Origin of the sequence: Sporosarcina sp. NCCP-2222, assembly GCF_023168145.1 — a bacterium.
GTDB lineage: Bacteria > Bacillota > Bacilli > Bacillales_A > Planococcaceae > Sporosarcina.
This window is the reverse complement of sequence record NZ_BQYK01000006.1, coordinates 70647-86548: the sequence shown is the minus strand read 5'-3', so window position 1 is coordinate 86548 and position 15902 is coordinate 70647. Positions and strand designations below refer to the sequence as shown.

The window sequence follows — 15902 nt, the reverse complement described above, 5'->3', positions numbered from 1 at the left end:
TTAGAGCCGTTCAATTTCCTGTTTTGTGTCGTACATGGTCAGCACTTTTTTAGGTAGGTTTCTGAAGATTAAAAAGCTGATCAACACGGTCACCATTTTATCCGGTACATCTACGACCACACTATCCGCAAAAGAAGCGAGCCAGAGAGGGTTTCCCTGTGCCGTCATCCAAGCAAAGAGAGCATCACCCCATACATTGCCTGTTGTCCCTTCCCAAAAGGAAATATTGAGCGGAGTCGAAACGGTAGCCGCGATAAGTCCGACAACAAAACCGAGGACAAGCGCCTTGCCGATATTCGAAATCCATCCTTTATACGCCATAATTCCTGTAACTAGACCGATCACTGCCGAGGTGATCGCATAAACAAATGATACGGGCGATGTGGTGAAACCGTAAATCACATTGTTCACGATGCCGACAAGCGCACCGATGAGTGGGCCAGCGAGCATGCTTGATAGGACTGTGCCGATGGAGTCCACCCATAACGGTAGCTTTAATAGCTCCACAAATAATTTTCCGATGTAATTGATGCCGACTGCCGCTGGAATCAACACGAGTGCCGCCGTCGAAAATCGGAATGACCATAACCCAGTACGAACCATTTTCATGTACCCCTTTTCATGCAAATTATTATCGAAGAGCCTTCAGGCTTCAGACGATCATTTATAAGTGTCATGACACATGACTATACTAATCTATTTTTCGGAAAGAGGGAAGACCTTTTCGACTACTACTGGAGAATATGACACGAAAGATAAGAAAAAGACCAAGGGAGAGGTTCGTCCCTTGGTCTTAAAATTATTTGATCAATTGATTGAAACGCTTATAGCCGGCAAATTTGTCCTTCCAATAAGCAGAATTTATTGAGGCCACTTCGACTTTTTTGGTACCGGCATGAATGAAATTGCCGTCACCTAAATAGATTCCCGCATGCGAGATGCCTTCGCGGTATGTATTTTGAAAGAATACGAGGTCGCCTGGAACTGGTTCGTCCACTGTCGTGGCGTTTGCATGCATGCCGACTGTATCGAGACGCGGCAGATCCAGTCCCGCAGTACGGAATACATAATATATGAAACCGCTGCAGTCAAAACCTTCCGGCGTGACACCCGCCCAAACATATGGCGTATCGAGCAAAGGAAGAGATACTTCTGTTGCAGCCGCCATAATGGATTGCGAAGCAGCACCCGGTGCATGTGGCTTGTCCACCTGAGAAGGCGGCACTGGAGCAGGAGCTGGAGGTGCTACTGGGGCTGGAGCTTTAAACTGACTAGTAGAGGATGTCTGTTTGCTCACTGTCAGGCTGTCTGCCGTTGCCGTTTTACTTGTTTGGATTGCGGCAGATGGTTTGGTGCTTGTCGTCTTTTTTGTCACAACAAGCTTTTGATCGATCTTTATGCTTTCAGACTTCATATTATTTAAGGTTTTCAGTTCTTCAACGGAAATCTTGTGGCTAGAAGCGATTTTCCATAACGTATCGCCTTTTTTTACAACGTACGTATCAGATGTGGCGTTTGCCTGTCCTGCTGTGAGTGCGGTCGCTAATGCAGCTGTAGCCAAAAGCGACAAAACCTTTGCTTTCATCCGAATCCTCCGTTCGCTATGTCTATGATTCTATTGTAATGTGAATCATTCGACAAAACAATACAGAGTTAAAAAGAATACTGTTTTAATAAGGATTCAAGCTTTAAAGCAAGACCTATATTCCCCTTAACCTTCAATTTCCCCATCATGAAGGCAGCCGTTGAATTTAAATTTCCAGCGAGCAGCTTCCTAAAATCTTTCGAGCTCATCGAGAGAGTACAGTCAACCTCGCCGGGATCTTCCCTTATGACTTCGGCTTTACCGTCATTCAGCTGCAGCCCAAATGATCCGCCATCTTCTCCGCTCAAGTGGAAAGCATACGACACCTGCAGTGTTCGAATTGGTTCAGGCTCTCCGTTCAATTTCGCATCGATCTGGTCCCAAATCTCTTTCATATCCATTGTGTCTACGTTCATAGTCATCCCATCCCTTTTTAGTAATGAATGCCCATTCATTTTATCATATAGCTTCCAACCCTACTAGAGGAACCCAATTTCGTAATGAAAAATCTACGTAAAGGAGCAATTTATAAATCTTGACAAAGTTATGAAAAGCCTATACACAAGTGCTTTTATTTGTTAGTCATTTATTGCAAATCAGCTCTACCATACCGATATTACTAATAGGACTGTCGAATTATTGAAAGGGGGTAAGGGATGATGGAACGGCCATATGAAGAATGGATCGCGGCATTCAACGAGTTGCGGCGGCAGCAGCAGTTTATCTTTTCGCACGCAAAAGAATTAAAACTGACCCATCAGTCTTTGCGGGACATTTTAATGGAATTGTGCAAAGGGATTGCTGAAATTATGAAATGTGAACGGGTGAGCATTTGGCTGTATGATGAACACCATAATCGACTCGTTGCGCAGAATTCTTATGACAGCAATCATTTCCATCACGACTACGGTTTTGAATTGAAACGGTCGGATTATCCACAGTACTTCAAAGCAATTGAAGCCGAGCGGGTGTTGGCAGTTGATGATATTATAAATGATTCATCAATGGAAGAGTTGAAGCTTTGGTACTTTGAACAGTCAGATCCAATAATTGGACTGATTGATGCAACCATTATTTTAAGCCGAGGACTGGGCGGTGTATTATGTTGTGAAACACGCAACGAACGCTGTTGGACAACACTTGATAAAATTTTGATTGCGGCTATTGCAGATATGTTGTCATTCATCTTCGACCGACTGTATCGGGTTGAGATGGAAAAACATATACATACTTTGGCGTACACGGATACGCTGACAGGACTTCTTAACCGCCATTCTTTTGATGAGGAAGTGACGGTGCAATTAAAAAACCAACTTCAAGGACAGCGTGGGATGTTCATCTATCTAGTAATTGACCAATACACAGAAGTACAGAGTGCTCTAGGACATGATTGTGCCGATCAATTGCTGCGGATGATCGGGGAGCGGGTCGGGAAACTGTTTCCCGCTCCTGCCATTACAGCGCGATTTGCCTTTGATCACTTTCTCATTTATTCGCCCTTTGACGGGCAAATGGATCCTGACCTGCTTTTTAGACGAATGGAACTTGTATCCAATGAGTTGAGAAGACCGTTAATCCTTTCTGGGCAAGAAGTATATATGACATTTAGTTACGGCATATCCATTTATCCAGATCATGCGGATGATCCGCAACAAGGCGTACAAAGTGCGTATTTGGCTCTGGAGACTGGAAGACAAGAAACCAAGAGAAGAGCACGTGGCCTATACGAACCGCATATGCAAGAACATGTTAAACAGGCAATGTTCTCTGAGATGAACCTACGAAAAGGTTTAGACGCTAATGAATTCAAGCTTTTCTACCAACCGCAAGTTGGAATGGATGGACTTGTGCAGGGAGTAGAAGCCTTGATTCGTTGGGAGCATCCGCAACGCGGGTTGGTTACACCTGATGGTTTCATAGAGCTGGCAGAATCCACAGGTCTAATCATTCCAATAGGGGAATGGGTCATCAGGCAGGCGATGATGCAGCTTGCGGAATGGAAGCGTATGGGATACGGACACCTGACCATTTCTGTTAATATTTCTCCACGGCATTTCCTTCACCCGAACTTTCCATTTTATTTAAGGAAGTGCATGGATGACTTTGGAGTGGAATCAGGCCAGATGATATTGGAAATAACTGAAAATGTTGCACTGGAAAATCATATTGCCGTTCAAAAAAGAATGGAGATTCTAACTGAAATGGGAGTCATCGTTTCAATTGATGATTTTGGTAAAGGCTATTCCGCTTTTATTTACCTGCAACGCTTTCCCGTGCAGCAAATTAAGATTGACCGCCAGTTCATCAGCGGTCTGGGAAACGATCCAAAGAGCTGCTCCATCGTTAAAACAATCGTTCATTTGGCTAACATGCTCGGGTTGGCCACAATCGCGGAAGGAGTCGAAACGCCGGCTCAGTGGGAGAAAGTGCGAGAATTGGGATGCACGGGGGCACAAGGCTTCTACTTTGGCAAACCAGCGCCAGTAGAGGAGCTCGATCAACTGCTTGGAACTTCGGAAGCGGGAGTTACATTGCCTCTAGCCTCCATATCGAAGTGAGAATAAACAGTTGGAAACGGATTCTCCGCTTCCAACTTTTTTTTTGTATAAAAAAGATCCGTTCTCTTGTTGGAAGAGACGGATCTTTATTATTAATACCTGCCGATTGGCCAATCAAATGGCACAGAACCAGGAGGAGAATGTTTCAGTATATCGAATACCGGGATAGTATAAGCGAATAAAATGAGCGCAATCGTAATACCAATCCATAGATACCAGTTTTCGAGCAATTTCGGCGTAGGCTCTGCATCAACTTCTTCCTCTGCGATCGGGAATTCTTCCACGCCGCGCGGTGCGAAGAAAGCAAGCTGAATGAAAATGTACACCATGAGTACGATACCAATGAAAAGGATAGTTCCACCAACCGCTTGCGCCATTTGGTAGCCGATCCACGACTGAACCTGATCTCCCCCTGCATAGGTTGAGAAATTCGAGCGGCGAGGTCCGCCTAACAAACCTTCAATATGCATCGCTGTGGACATGATTGTCATGCCGACTGTCCAAATAATCGATTGAATGATGCCGAGTTTATTTAATCTTGGTGTCAAACGGCGTCCTGTCAAATGTGGCACGAGCCAATATGCAATTCCAAAATAAGTTAGGATCACAGTAGTGGCAACAGTCAAATGGAAGTGCCCAGTTACCCAGATCGTATTATGGATCAACGAGTTCATTTGGTGGGATGCGTTGACAATCCCGCCGGCACCGCCTGGAATGAAAGCAACCATACCGATGAAAGGTGCAAGGAAACGTACATCTTTCCACGGCAAATGCTTGAACCAGCCGAACAAACCTTTATGACCGAGGCGGCGGCCAGTTGTTTCAAATGTCGCGAAAATCGAGAAGGCTGTCATCAAAGTAGGAATGACGACCATGAATGTTAAAACAACTTGAATGAATTTCCATGTAGGATCAATACCTGGTTCTGTCAACTGGTGATGGAACCCGACCGGTATCGAGAACATTAACAAAAGAATGAAGGACATCCGTGCAAGGGAGTCACTGAACAATTTGCCGCCAATGATTTTCGGGATGATTGCATACCATGCCATATATGCAGGAAGCAACCAGAAATAGACAAGCGGGTGACCGAAATACCAGAATAATGTACGGCTGAGCAAGACATTGATTGTTTCCGCATAACCAAGTGACCATGGAATAAATTGAATCAATACGGAAGCTGCAACACCTAACGATGCGATGAACCACATGGCCATATTGATGACGACCATGAAAGCGAGCAAAGGCGACTTCTGTCCTTTATTCGCTTTCTTCCACACATAAAGCTGGCGGAAGTTAGTGAACACAGCAACCCAGCTGCCGACGATGACGAGAGCCAACCCGATATAAAATGCAGGATGAGCACGGAGCGGTGCGTAGAATGTATAAAGAACATTTGCCTGGCCGACTAAAATAGTGACCGCTGCCATAACAGTTCCGACGAGCATCAGCCAGAAGGCCCACCAGCCTGCTTTGCGCTGCTTATCGGAAATGCCAACTGTTTTTCCCATTAAAGCAAATTGGAAGCCGATGATAAAGAATGTAGTTAAGACAAGACCAAGTATGACACCGTGAACCGTTAGAATCGTATAGTAGTTAATATTGAATGGCAATGTGAATTTTCCAGACCGTGCGAGTGTCTGTAAAAGACCCATCAGCCCTCCGACGAGCAATGAAGCAAACGTCACATACATGAATGACATGTAAAGACGCGCATCCTGTTTAGCAATTTTCAAGGGGTTCATCATTCATACACCTCCACAGTGGCAAACATCTGATGGTGGGCAATTCCGCAATATTCATTACAGACGACTGTAAACTCACCGACGTTCTTCATTTCTGTCTCTAAACGGCTCACATGGCCAGGTTCCACCATCATATTGACATTCGTGCCTGCAACTTGGAAGCCATGTACGACGTCCTTACTTGTAATCTGGAATAAAACCGTAGAACCTTTTGGCACTCTGATCTTCTTGACGGGCTTGCCGTCGGCGTCCATGCCAAAATCATAATTGAAAGCGGAAGCGACAATATTGACGATATATTTGCCATCGGCTACTTCCCGGAGTCCTAGATTTTCGGGCTTAAATGAATCATGGGCCTCGACATTTTCGGGATCGATGGTTTCAATATGGCTTTGAGGATGGGTGCCTTTCCAAAAGGCGGCAAAACCTAAAATAACGAGAAAGAGTGCTAATGATCCCATCCCAAAGATGAGCCATACTTTTTCAAATTTATGCAAATGCATTGGATTCCCTCCTGACGGGTAAGACTATCGTGATAAGAATAAGTAGTAACATCCGAACCATGTTGCCAAAATGAAAACGCCGAGCAGCATGACAGCAATCAAGGTTCCCTTCAAATTGATCGATGGATTATGTTGCGGCTCCAATTGCTGCTTTGTTGACTTAGCCATATGTTCACCTCCCGAACGGGAATTTCTTTTGTTACTTTTATCTTAATCACGACAGAAAAAATGAGAATTAGGGAATTCCCTATGATTCGTTTTAATGGAAATTTGTTCACACTTTGTTCAAAGGGACTTCAATAAATCGTCATAGTTGTTTTGTAGGGAGGCATATAGTCACGTTTCAATGAGGCGGAAAAGGGAAAAGAAAATCGGGCAGACTTCGTAAATTGAGGCAATTCGTCAATTGACCAAGTCCAGCATGGAAATTAAAATGGAAGAGCACAGAAAAATCTATAGGAAAGTCGGTTGATAGAATGGGCAACATCAAATGGCTCCAAGTGGAGAACCCCGAGCAAGGGGCAGAGCAAGTTTATCAGATCGTAAAACAAGAACTGGAACACAATCGGCTTCATGTCCTCGGATTAGCAACAGGAAGCACCATGATCCCCGTGTATAAGAGATGGACGGAATCCGACCTTGATTTCTCGGATGTTAAAACGTTCAACCTTGATGAATATGTCGGATTGGAAGCATCCAGCCCGAACAGCTATGCTTATTTCATGAAAGATAATTTATTTAATAAAAAGCAATTTAAAGAAACCAATATACCTAATGGAATGGCTTCAGACCTAGAAGAAGAATGCAAACGCTATGAAGAGGCGCTACAACAAAGCGGACTGGATATACAGCTGCTCGGTGTCGGCGAAAATGGGCATATTGCATTCAATGAGCCAGGCACAGGTGCTGATTCTGTCACACATGTAGCACAACTCACGGAATCCACACTGGGCGTCAATAGCCAGTACTTCGAAAACGATGAAAAAATACCGGAAACCGCTTTAACAATGGGTATTTCCTCAATTATGAGTGCCAAGAACTTGCTACTTCTTGCATTCGGCGAAAAGAAACGGGCTGCCTTGGAGAAATTGCAAGAAGGCAAAGTGACAGCCGAATGGCCAATTACGTATTTGCATAACCACGGCAATGTTACAATTATTACAGACTTGAAACTTTAAAATAATTCAAAAAGACCGCCTCCGTTCTAAGGATGGCGGTCTTTTTGTTGTGCCTACTATTTCAGTACGATGTCATCCTGCCGAAATCGCAATATTTTTGTCATAGGCTTGTTACAGAACTGTAATGTTTACAGGACTAAAAGCATGTTACAGTAGTTTCAGATGATTTATTCAGATAAATATAAATTTTGGGGGACAATATGAGAATACAAGCAAGCATGCAAAAGTTCTTTGCAATTTCTGCAATGGCACTACTCTTATTTGTTGCGCCTTTCATCGATCAAGCTGAAGCGTCATCTTCAAAATCAGCTGACATTTTAGAAACGGCTACTAGTTTGAAAGGTATTAAATATTCATACGGCGGCACGACAACAGCGGGTTTTGATTGCTCTGGATATGTTAGCTATGTTTTTAAGCAACACGGAATCAGCCTGGCAAGAACGACTTCCGGCATGTATAGCTCAGGAAGCTCTGTCGACAAAGACGAATTGAGTGAAGGGGATCTAGTTTTCTTCAATACGACAGGAAAAGGCGTCTCACATGTAGGCATCTACATCGGCGATGGTAAATTTGCACACGCCTCCACATCCAAAGGCGTACGCGTCGATGCACTAAACGACCCACACTACTGGGGCAAGCGTTATATCGGAGCGAAACGCGTCTCCGAAGTACATGACGTTGCTTCCGCTAGATAATCATATTGATAACACAACAGCAGCACCCATCATTGGGCGGCTGCTGTTTTTAATTATGTCTCGGAGAAGGGGAAGCACTCGTATCCGTTTGTGAAGTGCTCGTATAATCCCGTGACCACTCGTATCGGTTTGGGAAGCGCTCGTATATCTCTGCGACCGCTCGTATCTGTTTGAGAAGCACTCGTATATCTCTGCGACCGCTCGTATCGGTTTGGGAAGCGCTCGTATATTTCTGCGACCACTCGTATCTGTTAGCGAAGCGCTCGTAAAATCCCGCGACTACACGTATCCTACCTTGCTTAGTCCTCAAAATGTACACAAGTCTTCATTAGCGCCTCCATCTCTCAATAAAAAACCACACCAATCGCATTTCGATTGGTGTGGTGGATTATGTCTTATTGAGGTACCCGGATCGTCCAACGGGAGAAATCGGGGTCTTCTTTTAAAACCATTTCTTTTGGATAGATGAACGTCCATGGTTTAGATGTGTTGGCTTTGACAGATAGTGGTCCGAGGTTGAAAGAACCGCGGGCGACGATTTCGCCAGTTGCATCGACGAGTTCAAGCGGAAGTTTTTCGATGTTGATCTGCTTGGAATGACCGTTGCGGATGAAGATGGAAGCAGCGATGCTGCCGTCATCTTGAATTTTCACTTGGAATCCGGCAAAGTTGACTTCGCGCGGCTTTAGTTTTGGCATGTTTTCGACGACTTTCGCCAATGCGTCTTTTTGTTCTTGAGACAGGCCGTCTTCCCATGCTTGCTCCAATTCCAATTTATGTGGAACCATGGATTGTACATTGAAAGCGAGCTTCCAGTTTTCAGCTGGCGGCGCGTCTGCAAAAATATTGTCTTTCGTGAAGACGAATACCCATGGTCGCGCACTGCGTCCAGGAATGTCTCCGAGTTCGTTCAAATCAAATTCTTGGGATGCGAGTGTTTTTCCTTCTGCATCTAGCAGCATGAGCTCCACGGAGCCGACTGTGATCGTTTGATCGAGTGATGAACGGAAAAATGATTTGACGAGCCAGCTGCCGTTAGCAGGCTCCACGTCGATATCGATCCCGGAGAGGGAGATTTGGTTCGGCTTCAATGGTTCCAATTCATTTGCAAGGAAGCGGAATACGTATTCCTGCTCCTGGGAAAGCGTCCATTGCGGATGCAGGGAGAGTACTGTCTCCACTGCATCTGTGCCTTCTGAACGGGCAGCGCCTTCTAAAATCTCATTCGAGTCGATTGTGCTATCGGAACCTGTTTTGTCGGTTTTCTTGAATAACGATAAGAGTTTCATAATGATTGGGCCTCCTGTTGTTGTGAAATGAGCTTCATAAAGCCGATGACTTCGGATGCGATGTTCCGTCGCAGCTTCTGGTAATGCTTAGCGAACAACTGCAAGCCTTCCCGCTGGTAAATACGCATCGGATCTTCCTGGCCGTACGAACGTAAGCCGATCCCTTCCTTTAGACGGGACATAACGTCAAGATGCTTCACCCACATGGAATCGATATGGCCGAGCATCACCTGAGGGATGATTTCGTTGACCTGTTCGTTCTCTGCGAATGAATCCAGATAGTCAAATAGCTGTTCTACCGGTGCTTCATAAGCTTTTAAAATATCCGAAACACGTTCATAGGAACGGTTCAATATGACAGGCTCCAGCAGAAGTCCGTTCATTGTACGTTCAATCCGCTCAAAATCCCACATATCCGGTGTTTCGTTTTCAGGGCAGCTATCGTAGATGACAAATTCAATCGCTTCCGACATCATCTTCTTCAATTGATCGAACAAATCGGTTCTTTCTAGTACTTTGTCACGGAGTGAATACAAGACGCCACGCTGGTCGTTAATGACATCATCGAGCTTTAGGTTGTATTCCCGCATGGAGAAGTGGGCGCCTTCGACAATCCGCTGCGTACGTTCCGTCAATTCATTCACTTCAGGGTTCTGGATAAGGCCTTCCTCATCGGTTTTGACCTTCTTCAGGAATTTCTCCAAATCATCCTTCGCAAAGCGTTTGAACATGTCGTCTTCTAATGAAAGGAAGAATTGGCTTTCTCCACGGTCGCCTTGGCGTCCGGATCGGCCGCGCAATTGATTGTCAACACGGCGACTTTCATGCTTTTCCGTACCGAGTACGAATAATCCGCCGAGTTCCTGTACGCCTTCGCCGAGCATAATGTCGGTACCGCGACCAGCCATGTTTGTTGCCACTGTAACGTGTCCCGGCTGGCCTGCCTGGGAAATTAAATCAACTTCCTGCTCAACACTTTTCGCATTCAATAGATGATAGTTCAGTTTATATTTATCCAAGTACTCGGCAACTTTTTCTGATTGGAGGATGGAAGTCGTTCCGACCAGGACGGGTTGTCCGGTCTGATTGCGCTTTGCAACTTCCTTGGCTACCGCTTCATATTTCTGTTCAATAGTTTCATAGACTTTATCCGGGGAATCAATACGGGCGCGCGGACGGTTTGTCGGGATCTGGATGACTTCCATGTTGTATACTTCACGGAATTCCTTCTCCTGAGTTTTCGCCGTTCCTGTCATGCCGCTTAGATTCGGGTACATCCGGAAATAGTTCTGGATCGTTATTTGTGCCTGGGCCTTGTTTTCATCAGTGATCGGCAATCCTTCTTTCGCCTCGATCGCTTGATGGAGACCGTCGGAAAGGGTTCTGCCCTCCATTATGCGGCCGGTGAACATATCGACCAGTTCCACTTTGTCTTCCTTCACGATATAATCCACATCGCGTTTAAAGATGACGTGGGCACGAACTGCCTGAATCATATAATGGTAGAGAGTCTGATGTTCCAAATCATATAGATTGTCGATGCCAAATGCTTTTTCTACCTTCTCAATGCCCGTCTCTGTTAGAGAAGTCGCTTTTGTTTCATCGTCGAAATCAAAATCGACGCCCTTTTTGAAACGTTTGGCGAGCATTGCAGCGATATGATGCAAATCAGGATCAGCCTGCATCTTTCCTGCCACAATCAGCGGCGTTTTCGCTTCATCAATCAGTACGCTGTCGACTTCATCAATAATGGCGAAATGGTAGGGGCGCTGCACTTTTTGTGAAACGTGCTGTACCATATTATCCCGGAGATAGTCGAATCCGAACTCCGTTCCGACTCCATATGTAATGTCGGCTTCGTAAGCATTCTTTTTTGCAGGTCCTTGCATCATCGGGACATTCAGGCCGACAGTGAGCCCGAGGAAACGGTGAATTTGGCCGATTTGCTCGAAATCCCGCCGGGCCAGGTAATCGTTTACTGTAATGACATGAACGCCTTTGCCTTCAAGTGCACGCACATAGGAGGGAAGTGAAGCGACCAATGTTTTACCTTCTCCTGTTGGCATCTCTGCAATATTTCCCTCAGTGAGGACCATGCCGCCGATGAGCTGCACATCGAAATGGCGCATGCCTAATATCCGTTTGGAGGCTTCACGCACCACAGCGAAAGCGTCTGGGATAATGGCTTGAACGGTTTCACCCGCTTCTAAGCGGCTTTTGAAAACTTCTGTCATATGTGCCAGTTCTTCATCTGTCAATGTTACATATTTGGATTCTAAATTATTTATATCCTGGACAACTTTACGATATTTCTTCAGTTGCCTTTCGCTCGTTTGATTTGAACGTTTGAATAGTGATAGCATAAAATGAACGCTCCTTTATAATGCTCCTTCTACAAGGATACGGTTCTATTTTATCAAACAATAAGTTAAAAGACTACTGGAAGCAGATAATTGTATAATTATAGAAAGTCGCCAGGAGTTATTTGGCGAGAAAGGGGGTATACTAGTTTTAGTTAGCAACTTTGGGTGATTTCCGGAACCAACCGTGTTATAATACTGTTGGCTAAGTAAATTATTGTTTCTTGGGGAGGAAAGACATGCTATTCCTTGCTATGGCCGCTGCGTTTGTAGCTTCTATCATACTAACTCCACTTGTTATTAAATTCGCGTTCAGGATTGGAGCGGTTGACCGGCCAAACTACCGGAAGGTCCATGCGCAGATCATGCCACGTATTGGCGGACTTGCCATTTTTGGTGCGTTCATGATCGGCTACCTTATTCTACGACCAGAAGATCCGGATGCGACGTATAATACGGCGGGCATCATTGTCGGTGCATTCCTGATTATCGCAACTGGTTTTTTGGATGACATGTTGGAAATTACCGCAAAAGCGAAATTGGTAGGACAGCTGGCAGCAGCACTTGTTGTTGTAATGTGGGGCGGATTGCAAATCGATTTTGTCAACCTGCCATTCTTTGGACAATTAGACTTTGGGTATTTCAGTATTCCCATTACGATCATTTGGATTATCGGCATCACGAATGCCATTAACTTAATTGACGGCCTCGATGGTTTGGCCGCTGGTGTTTCCACCATTGCACTCATTTCCATCACAGTCATGGCAGTCATCATGGGAGATGTCTACGTTATTGCGACCGCGTCATTGCTTGCGGCCAGTTCACTAGGCTTCCTTTTCTTCAACTTTCATCCCGCGAAAATATTCATGGGAGACACGGGAGCTCTGTTCCTGGGTTATATGATTTCCGTCCTGGCGATGCTAGGATTCAAAAACGTAACAGTTGTATCATTAATCATTCCAATCATTATGCTCGGTGTTCCGATTTCGGATACATTCTTTGCGATCGTCAGAAGGATCCGCATGAAGCAGTCGATTACGGCTGCGGATAAATCGCACTTGCACCATTGTTTATTGCGTGCCGGATTCTCTCATCGCCAAACGGTTCTGATCATCTATGGACTAGCTATTCTTTTTGGTGTCGCTGCAGTGTTGTTCTCGCAAGCGACAGTATGGGGAGCCATTGTGCTCATCGCAGTCATGTTGATCGCGATCGAATTGTTTGTTGAAATTATCGGGTTGGCAGGAACGAATTATCGTCCTTTGTTGAACCTGGTCCGTATGATAGGAAAATAACAGTAAAAACTCCGGCAATGGGCCTTCCTTCAGGAAAACCCGTTTCCGGAGTTTTTACTTAGCTTCACTTGTTTGGGAAGAAAGCGAACAGAATGTTGCTGAAACGCCAAAGAAAAGCTGCCACTCCAAAAGGAGGGCAGCTTTTTGTATCATTCTGATACGTCGCTTTCATCGGCCGTGCCGACTACATTTGTATCATTATTCGTTAACTTTGAGGAATCAGGAATCAAACCGAGGTGGGACTTCAATATTTGTTGGATCGTATGCAAATCCTGATCATCCAACTTATAGTAATAAGTGCCGGTAGACCAGTCATCATAACCTTTCAATGTCAGTGACTCAACATCAGGCATTCCGCCTTTTGCGTATTCCATAAAGGAAGTCATTTCATTGTAGGTCATATTTGTTTTCATATTGTCACCAACCGCTTCGATGACATCACCGTATTTAGTAACCGATTTAAGTGATGCCGCTTCTTTCAGGATGGCTTGGATGATCATTTGCTGGCGTTTCCCGCGCTCGATATCGCTGTCCGCTTTTCTAGTACGGGCAAGCGCAAGAGCGTGACGGCCATCCAAATGCTGCATTCCTTTTTTCAGTTGAATTGAATTTTTATCAAATTCATCCTTCTCCACACGGTCATATGGAACTTCCACATCGATGCCGCCTAGTGCATCCACCACTTCAATAAAGGCATTAAAGTTCATTTTGACATAATAATCGATCGGGATATCCAGCATTTCTTCTACTGTTTCAATCGCTGCATGCGTGCCGCCATAAGCGTGGGCATGGGTGATTTTATCCTTATAATCGACCTTTGGGATATATACATAGGAGTCTCGCGGAATGCTGAGCAGCTTCACTGATTTCTCTTCCGGATTGAAAGTGGCAACGAGCAATGCATCCGAACGGCTGTTATCATCGCCTTGTCCCCGCGTTTCACTATCATCAACACCGATAAGCATAATGGAAACATTGTCGCTTGCCGGTTCGACTTTCGCTTCAGCGCGGATTTCCGATTTCGGTGTTTCTGGAATTGCTTCATATGCTCCTTCAATGGCTTTCTGCGCCTTTTGCTGCAGATTCAGTGCATAGGCAGTAACCATAAGAAGGGATGAAAAGGTCACCAGTAACGCAACTTTAATGGCCAAACGCTTTTTTGACGTCTTTTTTTTCATCTTCTTAAAATCTTTTCTTTTCATTTATTGTGCCTCCAAAAATCGGCCATAGAACGTTCGTGACAAAAAATGCCGGTACAAGACGATGTGCGTGGCAATTCCGGTCAACAGACGAAGTGCCTGCGGCAGATTATTTGTTCAGTATGTGCATCTATCAATTATGACGCCCCCTGGCCCATAAAGTTCTCTCTCTATTCAAATAGACGCCAACTTTCACCATTATACTATCAAATTCTTCTAACGTATACCACTTTAGACATCAAACTCCAAGAATAATTCGGATACCGGATGAACTTGTGCCTGCCCATTTGTCAGTTCGGTCATCCATTCGACAAATCGTTCCGTCTCCGCTACCGGCACGTACATGTGGATATCAACCGATTCACCGTACATAATATCATGAAGGGGGTAGGGGGATTGTCTTGCTTCATTCTCGACTTTTCCAAGCCATGTGTAATCTATCGAGATTTTCATTTCCTTATGGAGTCGTCTTTCCACGACGCCGGTAGCTGCAATTCCTTCCGTCGTTGCACGTCCATACGCTCGAATCAGCCCGCCGCCGCCGAGTTTGATCCCTCCAAAGTAACGGGTAACGACGACTGCCGTATCTTTCAGTCCTTGTTTTTTTAGCACTTCGAGCATTGGCACACCAGCTGTGCCAGATGGTTCGCCGTCATCATTTGCTTTTTGGATCTGGTCGTGTTCGCCGATGAGATAAGCCGAACAGTTGTGGGTAGCTGAATGATGTAATTTTTTGATCTCTTGAATGAAGGCTAGTGCTTCCTCCTCGGTTTCTACCCTCTTTATATAAGAAAGAAATCTGGATTTTTGTATGATGATTTCACTTTCCCCAGACAATTTAACGGTTCTATAGTCAGCTCGCATTTGCAGTGCCCCTCCTATTTGTAATACAATTTTAATACGCATATAGTAATATGATGATATAATAAACAAAGTGTATAAGGAATTCATTAGTACTGCAACATCACTAACTAGGCGAGATTGAAGAGGCTGTGAGCAGGAGGGGATGAATTGGCTGAAAAAGCAATAGACATCCATAAATTGGAATCCATCTTTGATAATATGGTAAATATGATGGACCAGTCAAAAAATGACATATTCACAATAAGCGAACAGAGTCGTCAAAATTACGACGAAATGAGAAAAGAGCTTGTTATTATCAAAGAGGATATTTCCCGGGTAATAACAGAAGGTGACTACTTAGAGGATATGACTCGTCATTCCCGTAGAAGACTCGCTGACGTTTCGAAGAATTTCCTTAATTATTCGGAGGAAGAAGTGCGGCAAGCTTATGAAGTGGCAAACGATTTGCTTGTCAGGTTATCGATTAACCGCATGGAAGAAAAACAGCTTCGTGTCCGTCGGGATGAGCTGGAACGCAGAATTGCGGCGTTGCTTGAGACAATCGAAAAAGCCGATCACTTAGTGAACCAGGTGACTACGGTCATTACATATCTGACTTCCGATTTAAAGAAGGTTGGAGAAGCGCTTGAAA

At 44.8% G+C, this 15902-nt stretch carries 14 protein-coding genes and 1 pseudogene; 5 read left to right on the top strand and 10 right to left on the bottom strand.

The window, feature by feature from the left end; all coding sequences use genetic code 11:
• The 3 genes from NCCP2222_RS13820 to NCCP2222_RS13810 all read right to left on the bottom strand — a co-directional run bounded on the left by NCCP2222_RS13820 (position 1) and on the right by NCCP2222_RS13810 (position 2001).
• Positions 1-603, bottom strand: coding sequence for an ECF transporter S component (locus tag NCCP2222_RS13820; protein WP_282570706.1), 603 nt, complete (start codon positions 601-603; stop codon positions 1-3).
• Positions 604-799: 196 nt separating this feature from the next.
• A complete protein-coding gene (locus NCCP2222_RS13815; protein WP_248512938.1) occupies positions 800-1585 on the bottom strand; it encodes a C40 family peptidase in 786 nt (261 codons plus the stop codon).
• A gap of 68 nt (positions 1586-1653) precedes the next feature.
• Positions 1654-2001, bottom strand: a complete 348-nt coding sequence (locus NCCP2222_RS13810; protein ID WP_248512937.1) for an SCP2 sterol-binding domain-containing protein — start codon at positions 1999-2001, stop codon at positions 1654-1656.
• Between the two features lie 240 nt (positions 2002-2241).
• Here NCCP2222_RS13810 and NCCP2222_RS13805 point away from each other — a divergent pair, with 240 nt between their 5' ends.
• Entirely contained in the window at positions 2242-4143 is a 1902-nt protein-coding gene (locus tag NCCP2222_RS13805; RefSeq protein ID WP_248512936.1) for a sensor domain-containing phosphodiesterase, read from the top strand.
• A 92-nt stretch (positions 4144-4235) separates the two neighbouring features.
• Here the strand turns inward: NCCP2222_RS13805 and NCCP2222_RS13800 are convergent, their stop codons facing one another.
• From NCCP2222_RS13800 to NCCP2222_RS13790, 3 genes are read right to left on the bottom strand one after another with little or no spacing between them, the layout of a single operon-like run.
• Positions 4236-5891: a b(o/a)3-type cytochrome-c oxidase subunit 1 gene (locus NCCP2222_RS13800; protein WP_248512935.1), complete on the bottom strand. Its 1656-nt coding sequence runs from the start codon at positions 5889-5891 to the stop codon at positions 4236-4238.
• On the bottom strand, positions 5888-6391 hold the full coding sequence (locus NCCP2222_RS13795) for a cytochrome c oxidase subunit II (RefSeq protein ID WP_248512934.1): 504 nt from the start codon (positions 6389-6391) through the stop codon (positions 5888-5890). Before NCCP2222_RS13795 ends, NCCP2222_RS13800 begins: the two co-directional genes overlap by 4 nt.
• A gap of 24 nt (positions 6392-6415) precedes the next feature.
• Positions 6416-6559, bottom strand: coding sequence for a cytochrome c oxidase subunit 2A (locus NCCP2222_RS13790; protein WP_238080643.1), 144 nt, complete (start codon positions 6557-6559; stop codon positions 6416-6418).
• Between the two features lie 308 nt (positions 6560-6867).
• On the opposite strand from NCCP2222_RS13790, the gene NCCP2222_RS13785 reads away from it, so the two are divergent.
• Both NCCP2222_RS13785 and NCCP2222_RS13780 read left to right on the top strand, forming a co-directional pair.
• The gene (locus NCCP2222_RS13785) at positions 6868-7569 is read left to right on the top strand and encodes a glucosamine-6-phosphate deaminase (protein ID WP_248512933.1); all 702 of its coding nucleotides are present in this window, start codon (positions 6868-6870) and stop codon (positions 7567-7569) included.
• 200 nt (positions 7570-7769) lie between these two features.
• Positions 7770-8264 (top strand): C40 family peptidase, encoded by a 495-nt coding sequence (locus NCCP2222_RS13780; RefSeq protein ID WP_248512932.1) that lies wholly within the window; start codon positions 7770-7772, stop codon positions 8262-8264.
• Positions 8265-8659: 395 nt separating this feature from the next.
• On the opposite strand, the gene NCCP2222_RS13775 is transcribed toward NCCP2222_RS13780, so the two are convergent.
• Complete coding sequence (locus tag NCCP2222_RS13775) at positions 8660-9553, bottom strand: accessory Sec system S-layer assembly protein (protein ID WP_248512931.1); 894 nt, start codon at positions 9551-9553, stop codon at positions 8660-8662.
• On the bottom strand, positions 9550-11916 hold the full coding sequence (secA2, locus tag NCCP2222_RS13770) for an accessory Sec system translocase SecA2 (RefSeq protein WP_248512930.1): 2367 nt from the start codon (positions 11914-11916) through the stop codon (positions 9550-9552). The genes NCCP2222_RS13775 and secA2 overlap by 4 nt, the downstream gene beginning before the upstream one ends.
• A 236-nt stretch (positions 11917-12152) precedes the next feature.
• Here secA2 and NCCP2222_RS13765 point away from each other — a divergent pair, with 236 nt between their 5' ends.
• Positions 12153-13208: a glycosyltransferase family 4 protein gene (locus tag NCCP2222_RS13765; protein WP_238082961.1), complete on the top strand. Its 1056-nt coding sequence runs from the start codon at positions 12153-12155 to the stop codon at positions 13206-13208.
• A gap of 149 nt (positions 13209-13357) precedes the next feature.
• On the opposite strand, the gene NCCP2222_RS13760 is transcribed toward NCCP2222_RS13765, so the two are convergent.
• Positions 13358-14410 carry an LCP family protein gene (locus tag NCCP2222_RS13760; protein WP_248512929.1) on the bottom strand — a complete coding sequence of 351 codons (1053 nt, stop codon included), beginning with the start codon at positions 14408-14410 and terminating at the stop codon, positions 13358-13360.
• A 228-nt stretch (positions 14411-14638) separates the two neighbouring features.
• Positions 14639-15271: a YigZ family protein gene (locus NCCP2222_RS13755; protein WP_248512928.1), complete on the bottom strand. Its 633-nt coding sequence runs from the start codon at positions 15269-15271 to the stop codon at positions 14639-14641.
• Between the two features lie 147 nt (positions 15272-15418).
• Here NCCP2222_RS13755 and NCCP2222_RS13750 point away from each other — a divergent pair.
• Positions 15419-15902, top strand: a pseudogene (locus NCCP2222_RS13750) (histidine kinase); the annotation flags it as partial.

Bases quoted from the DNA above. Each gene is read 5' to 3' on its own strand.
- NCCP2222_RS13790 (WP_238080643.1), bottom strand. From the start codon at position 6,559: ATGGCTAAGTCAACAAAGCAGCAATTGGAGCCGCAACATAATCCATCG.
- NCCP2222_RS13780 (WP_248512932.1), top strand. From the start codon at position 7,770: ATGAGAATACAAGCAAGCATGCAAAAGTTCTTTGCAATTTCTGCAATG.
- NCCP2222_RS13800 (WP_248512935.1), bottom strand. From the start codon at position 5,891: ATGATGAACCCCTTGAAAATTGCTAAACAGGATGCGCGTCTTTACATG.
- secA2 (WP_248512930.1), bottom strand. From the start codon at position 11,916: ATGCTATCACTATTCAAACGTTCAAATCAAACGAGCGAAAGGCAACTG.
- NCCP2222_RS13775 (WP_248512931.1), bottom strand. From the start codon at position 9,553: ATGAAACTCTTATCGTTATTCAAGAAAACCGACAAAACAGGTTCCGAT.
- NCCP2222_RS13805 (WP_248512936.1), top strand. From the start codon at position 2,242: ATGATGGAACGGCCATATGAAGAATGGATCGCGGCATTCAACGAGTTG.
- NCCP2222_RS13820 (WP_282570706.1), bottom strand. From the start codon at position 603: ATGGTTCGTACTGGGTTATGGTCATTCCGATTTTCGACGGCGGCACTC.
- NCCP2222_RS13810 (WP_248512937.1), bottom strand. From the start codon at position 2,001: ATGAACGTAGACACAATGGATATGAAAGAGATTTGGGACCAGATCGAT.
- NCCP2222_RS13755 (WP_248512928.1), bottom strand. From the start codon at position 15,271: ATGCGAGCTGACTATAGAACCGTTAAATTGTCTGGGGAAAGTGAAATC.
- NCCP2222_RS13760 (WP_248512929.1), bottom strand. From the start codon at position 14,410: ATGAAAAGAAAAGATTTTAAGAAGATGAAAAAAAAGACGTCAAAAAAG.
- NCCP2222_RS13785 (WP_248512933.1), top strand. From the start codon at position 6,868: ATGGGCAACATCAAATGGCTCCAAGTGGAGAACCCCGAGCAAGGGGCA.
- NCCP2222_RS13765 (WP_238082961.1), top strand. From the start codon at position 12,153: ATGCTATTCCTTGCTATGGCCGCTGCGTTTGTAGCTTCTATCATACTA.
- NCCP2222_RS13795 (WP_248512934.1), bottom strand. From the start codon at position 6,391: ATGCATTTGCATAAATTTGAAAAAGTATGGCTCATCTTTGGGATGGGA.
- NCCP2222_RS13815 (WP_248512938.1), bottom strand. From the start codon at position 1,585: ATGAAAGCAAAGGTTTTGTCGCTTTTGGCTACAGCTGCATTAGCGACC.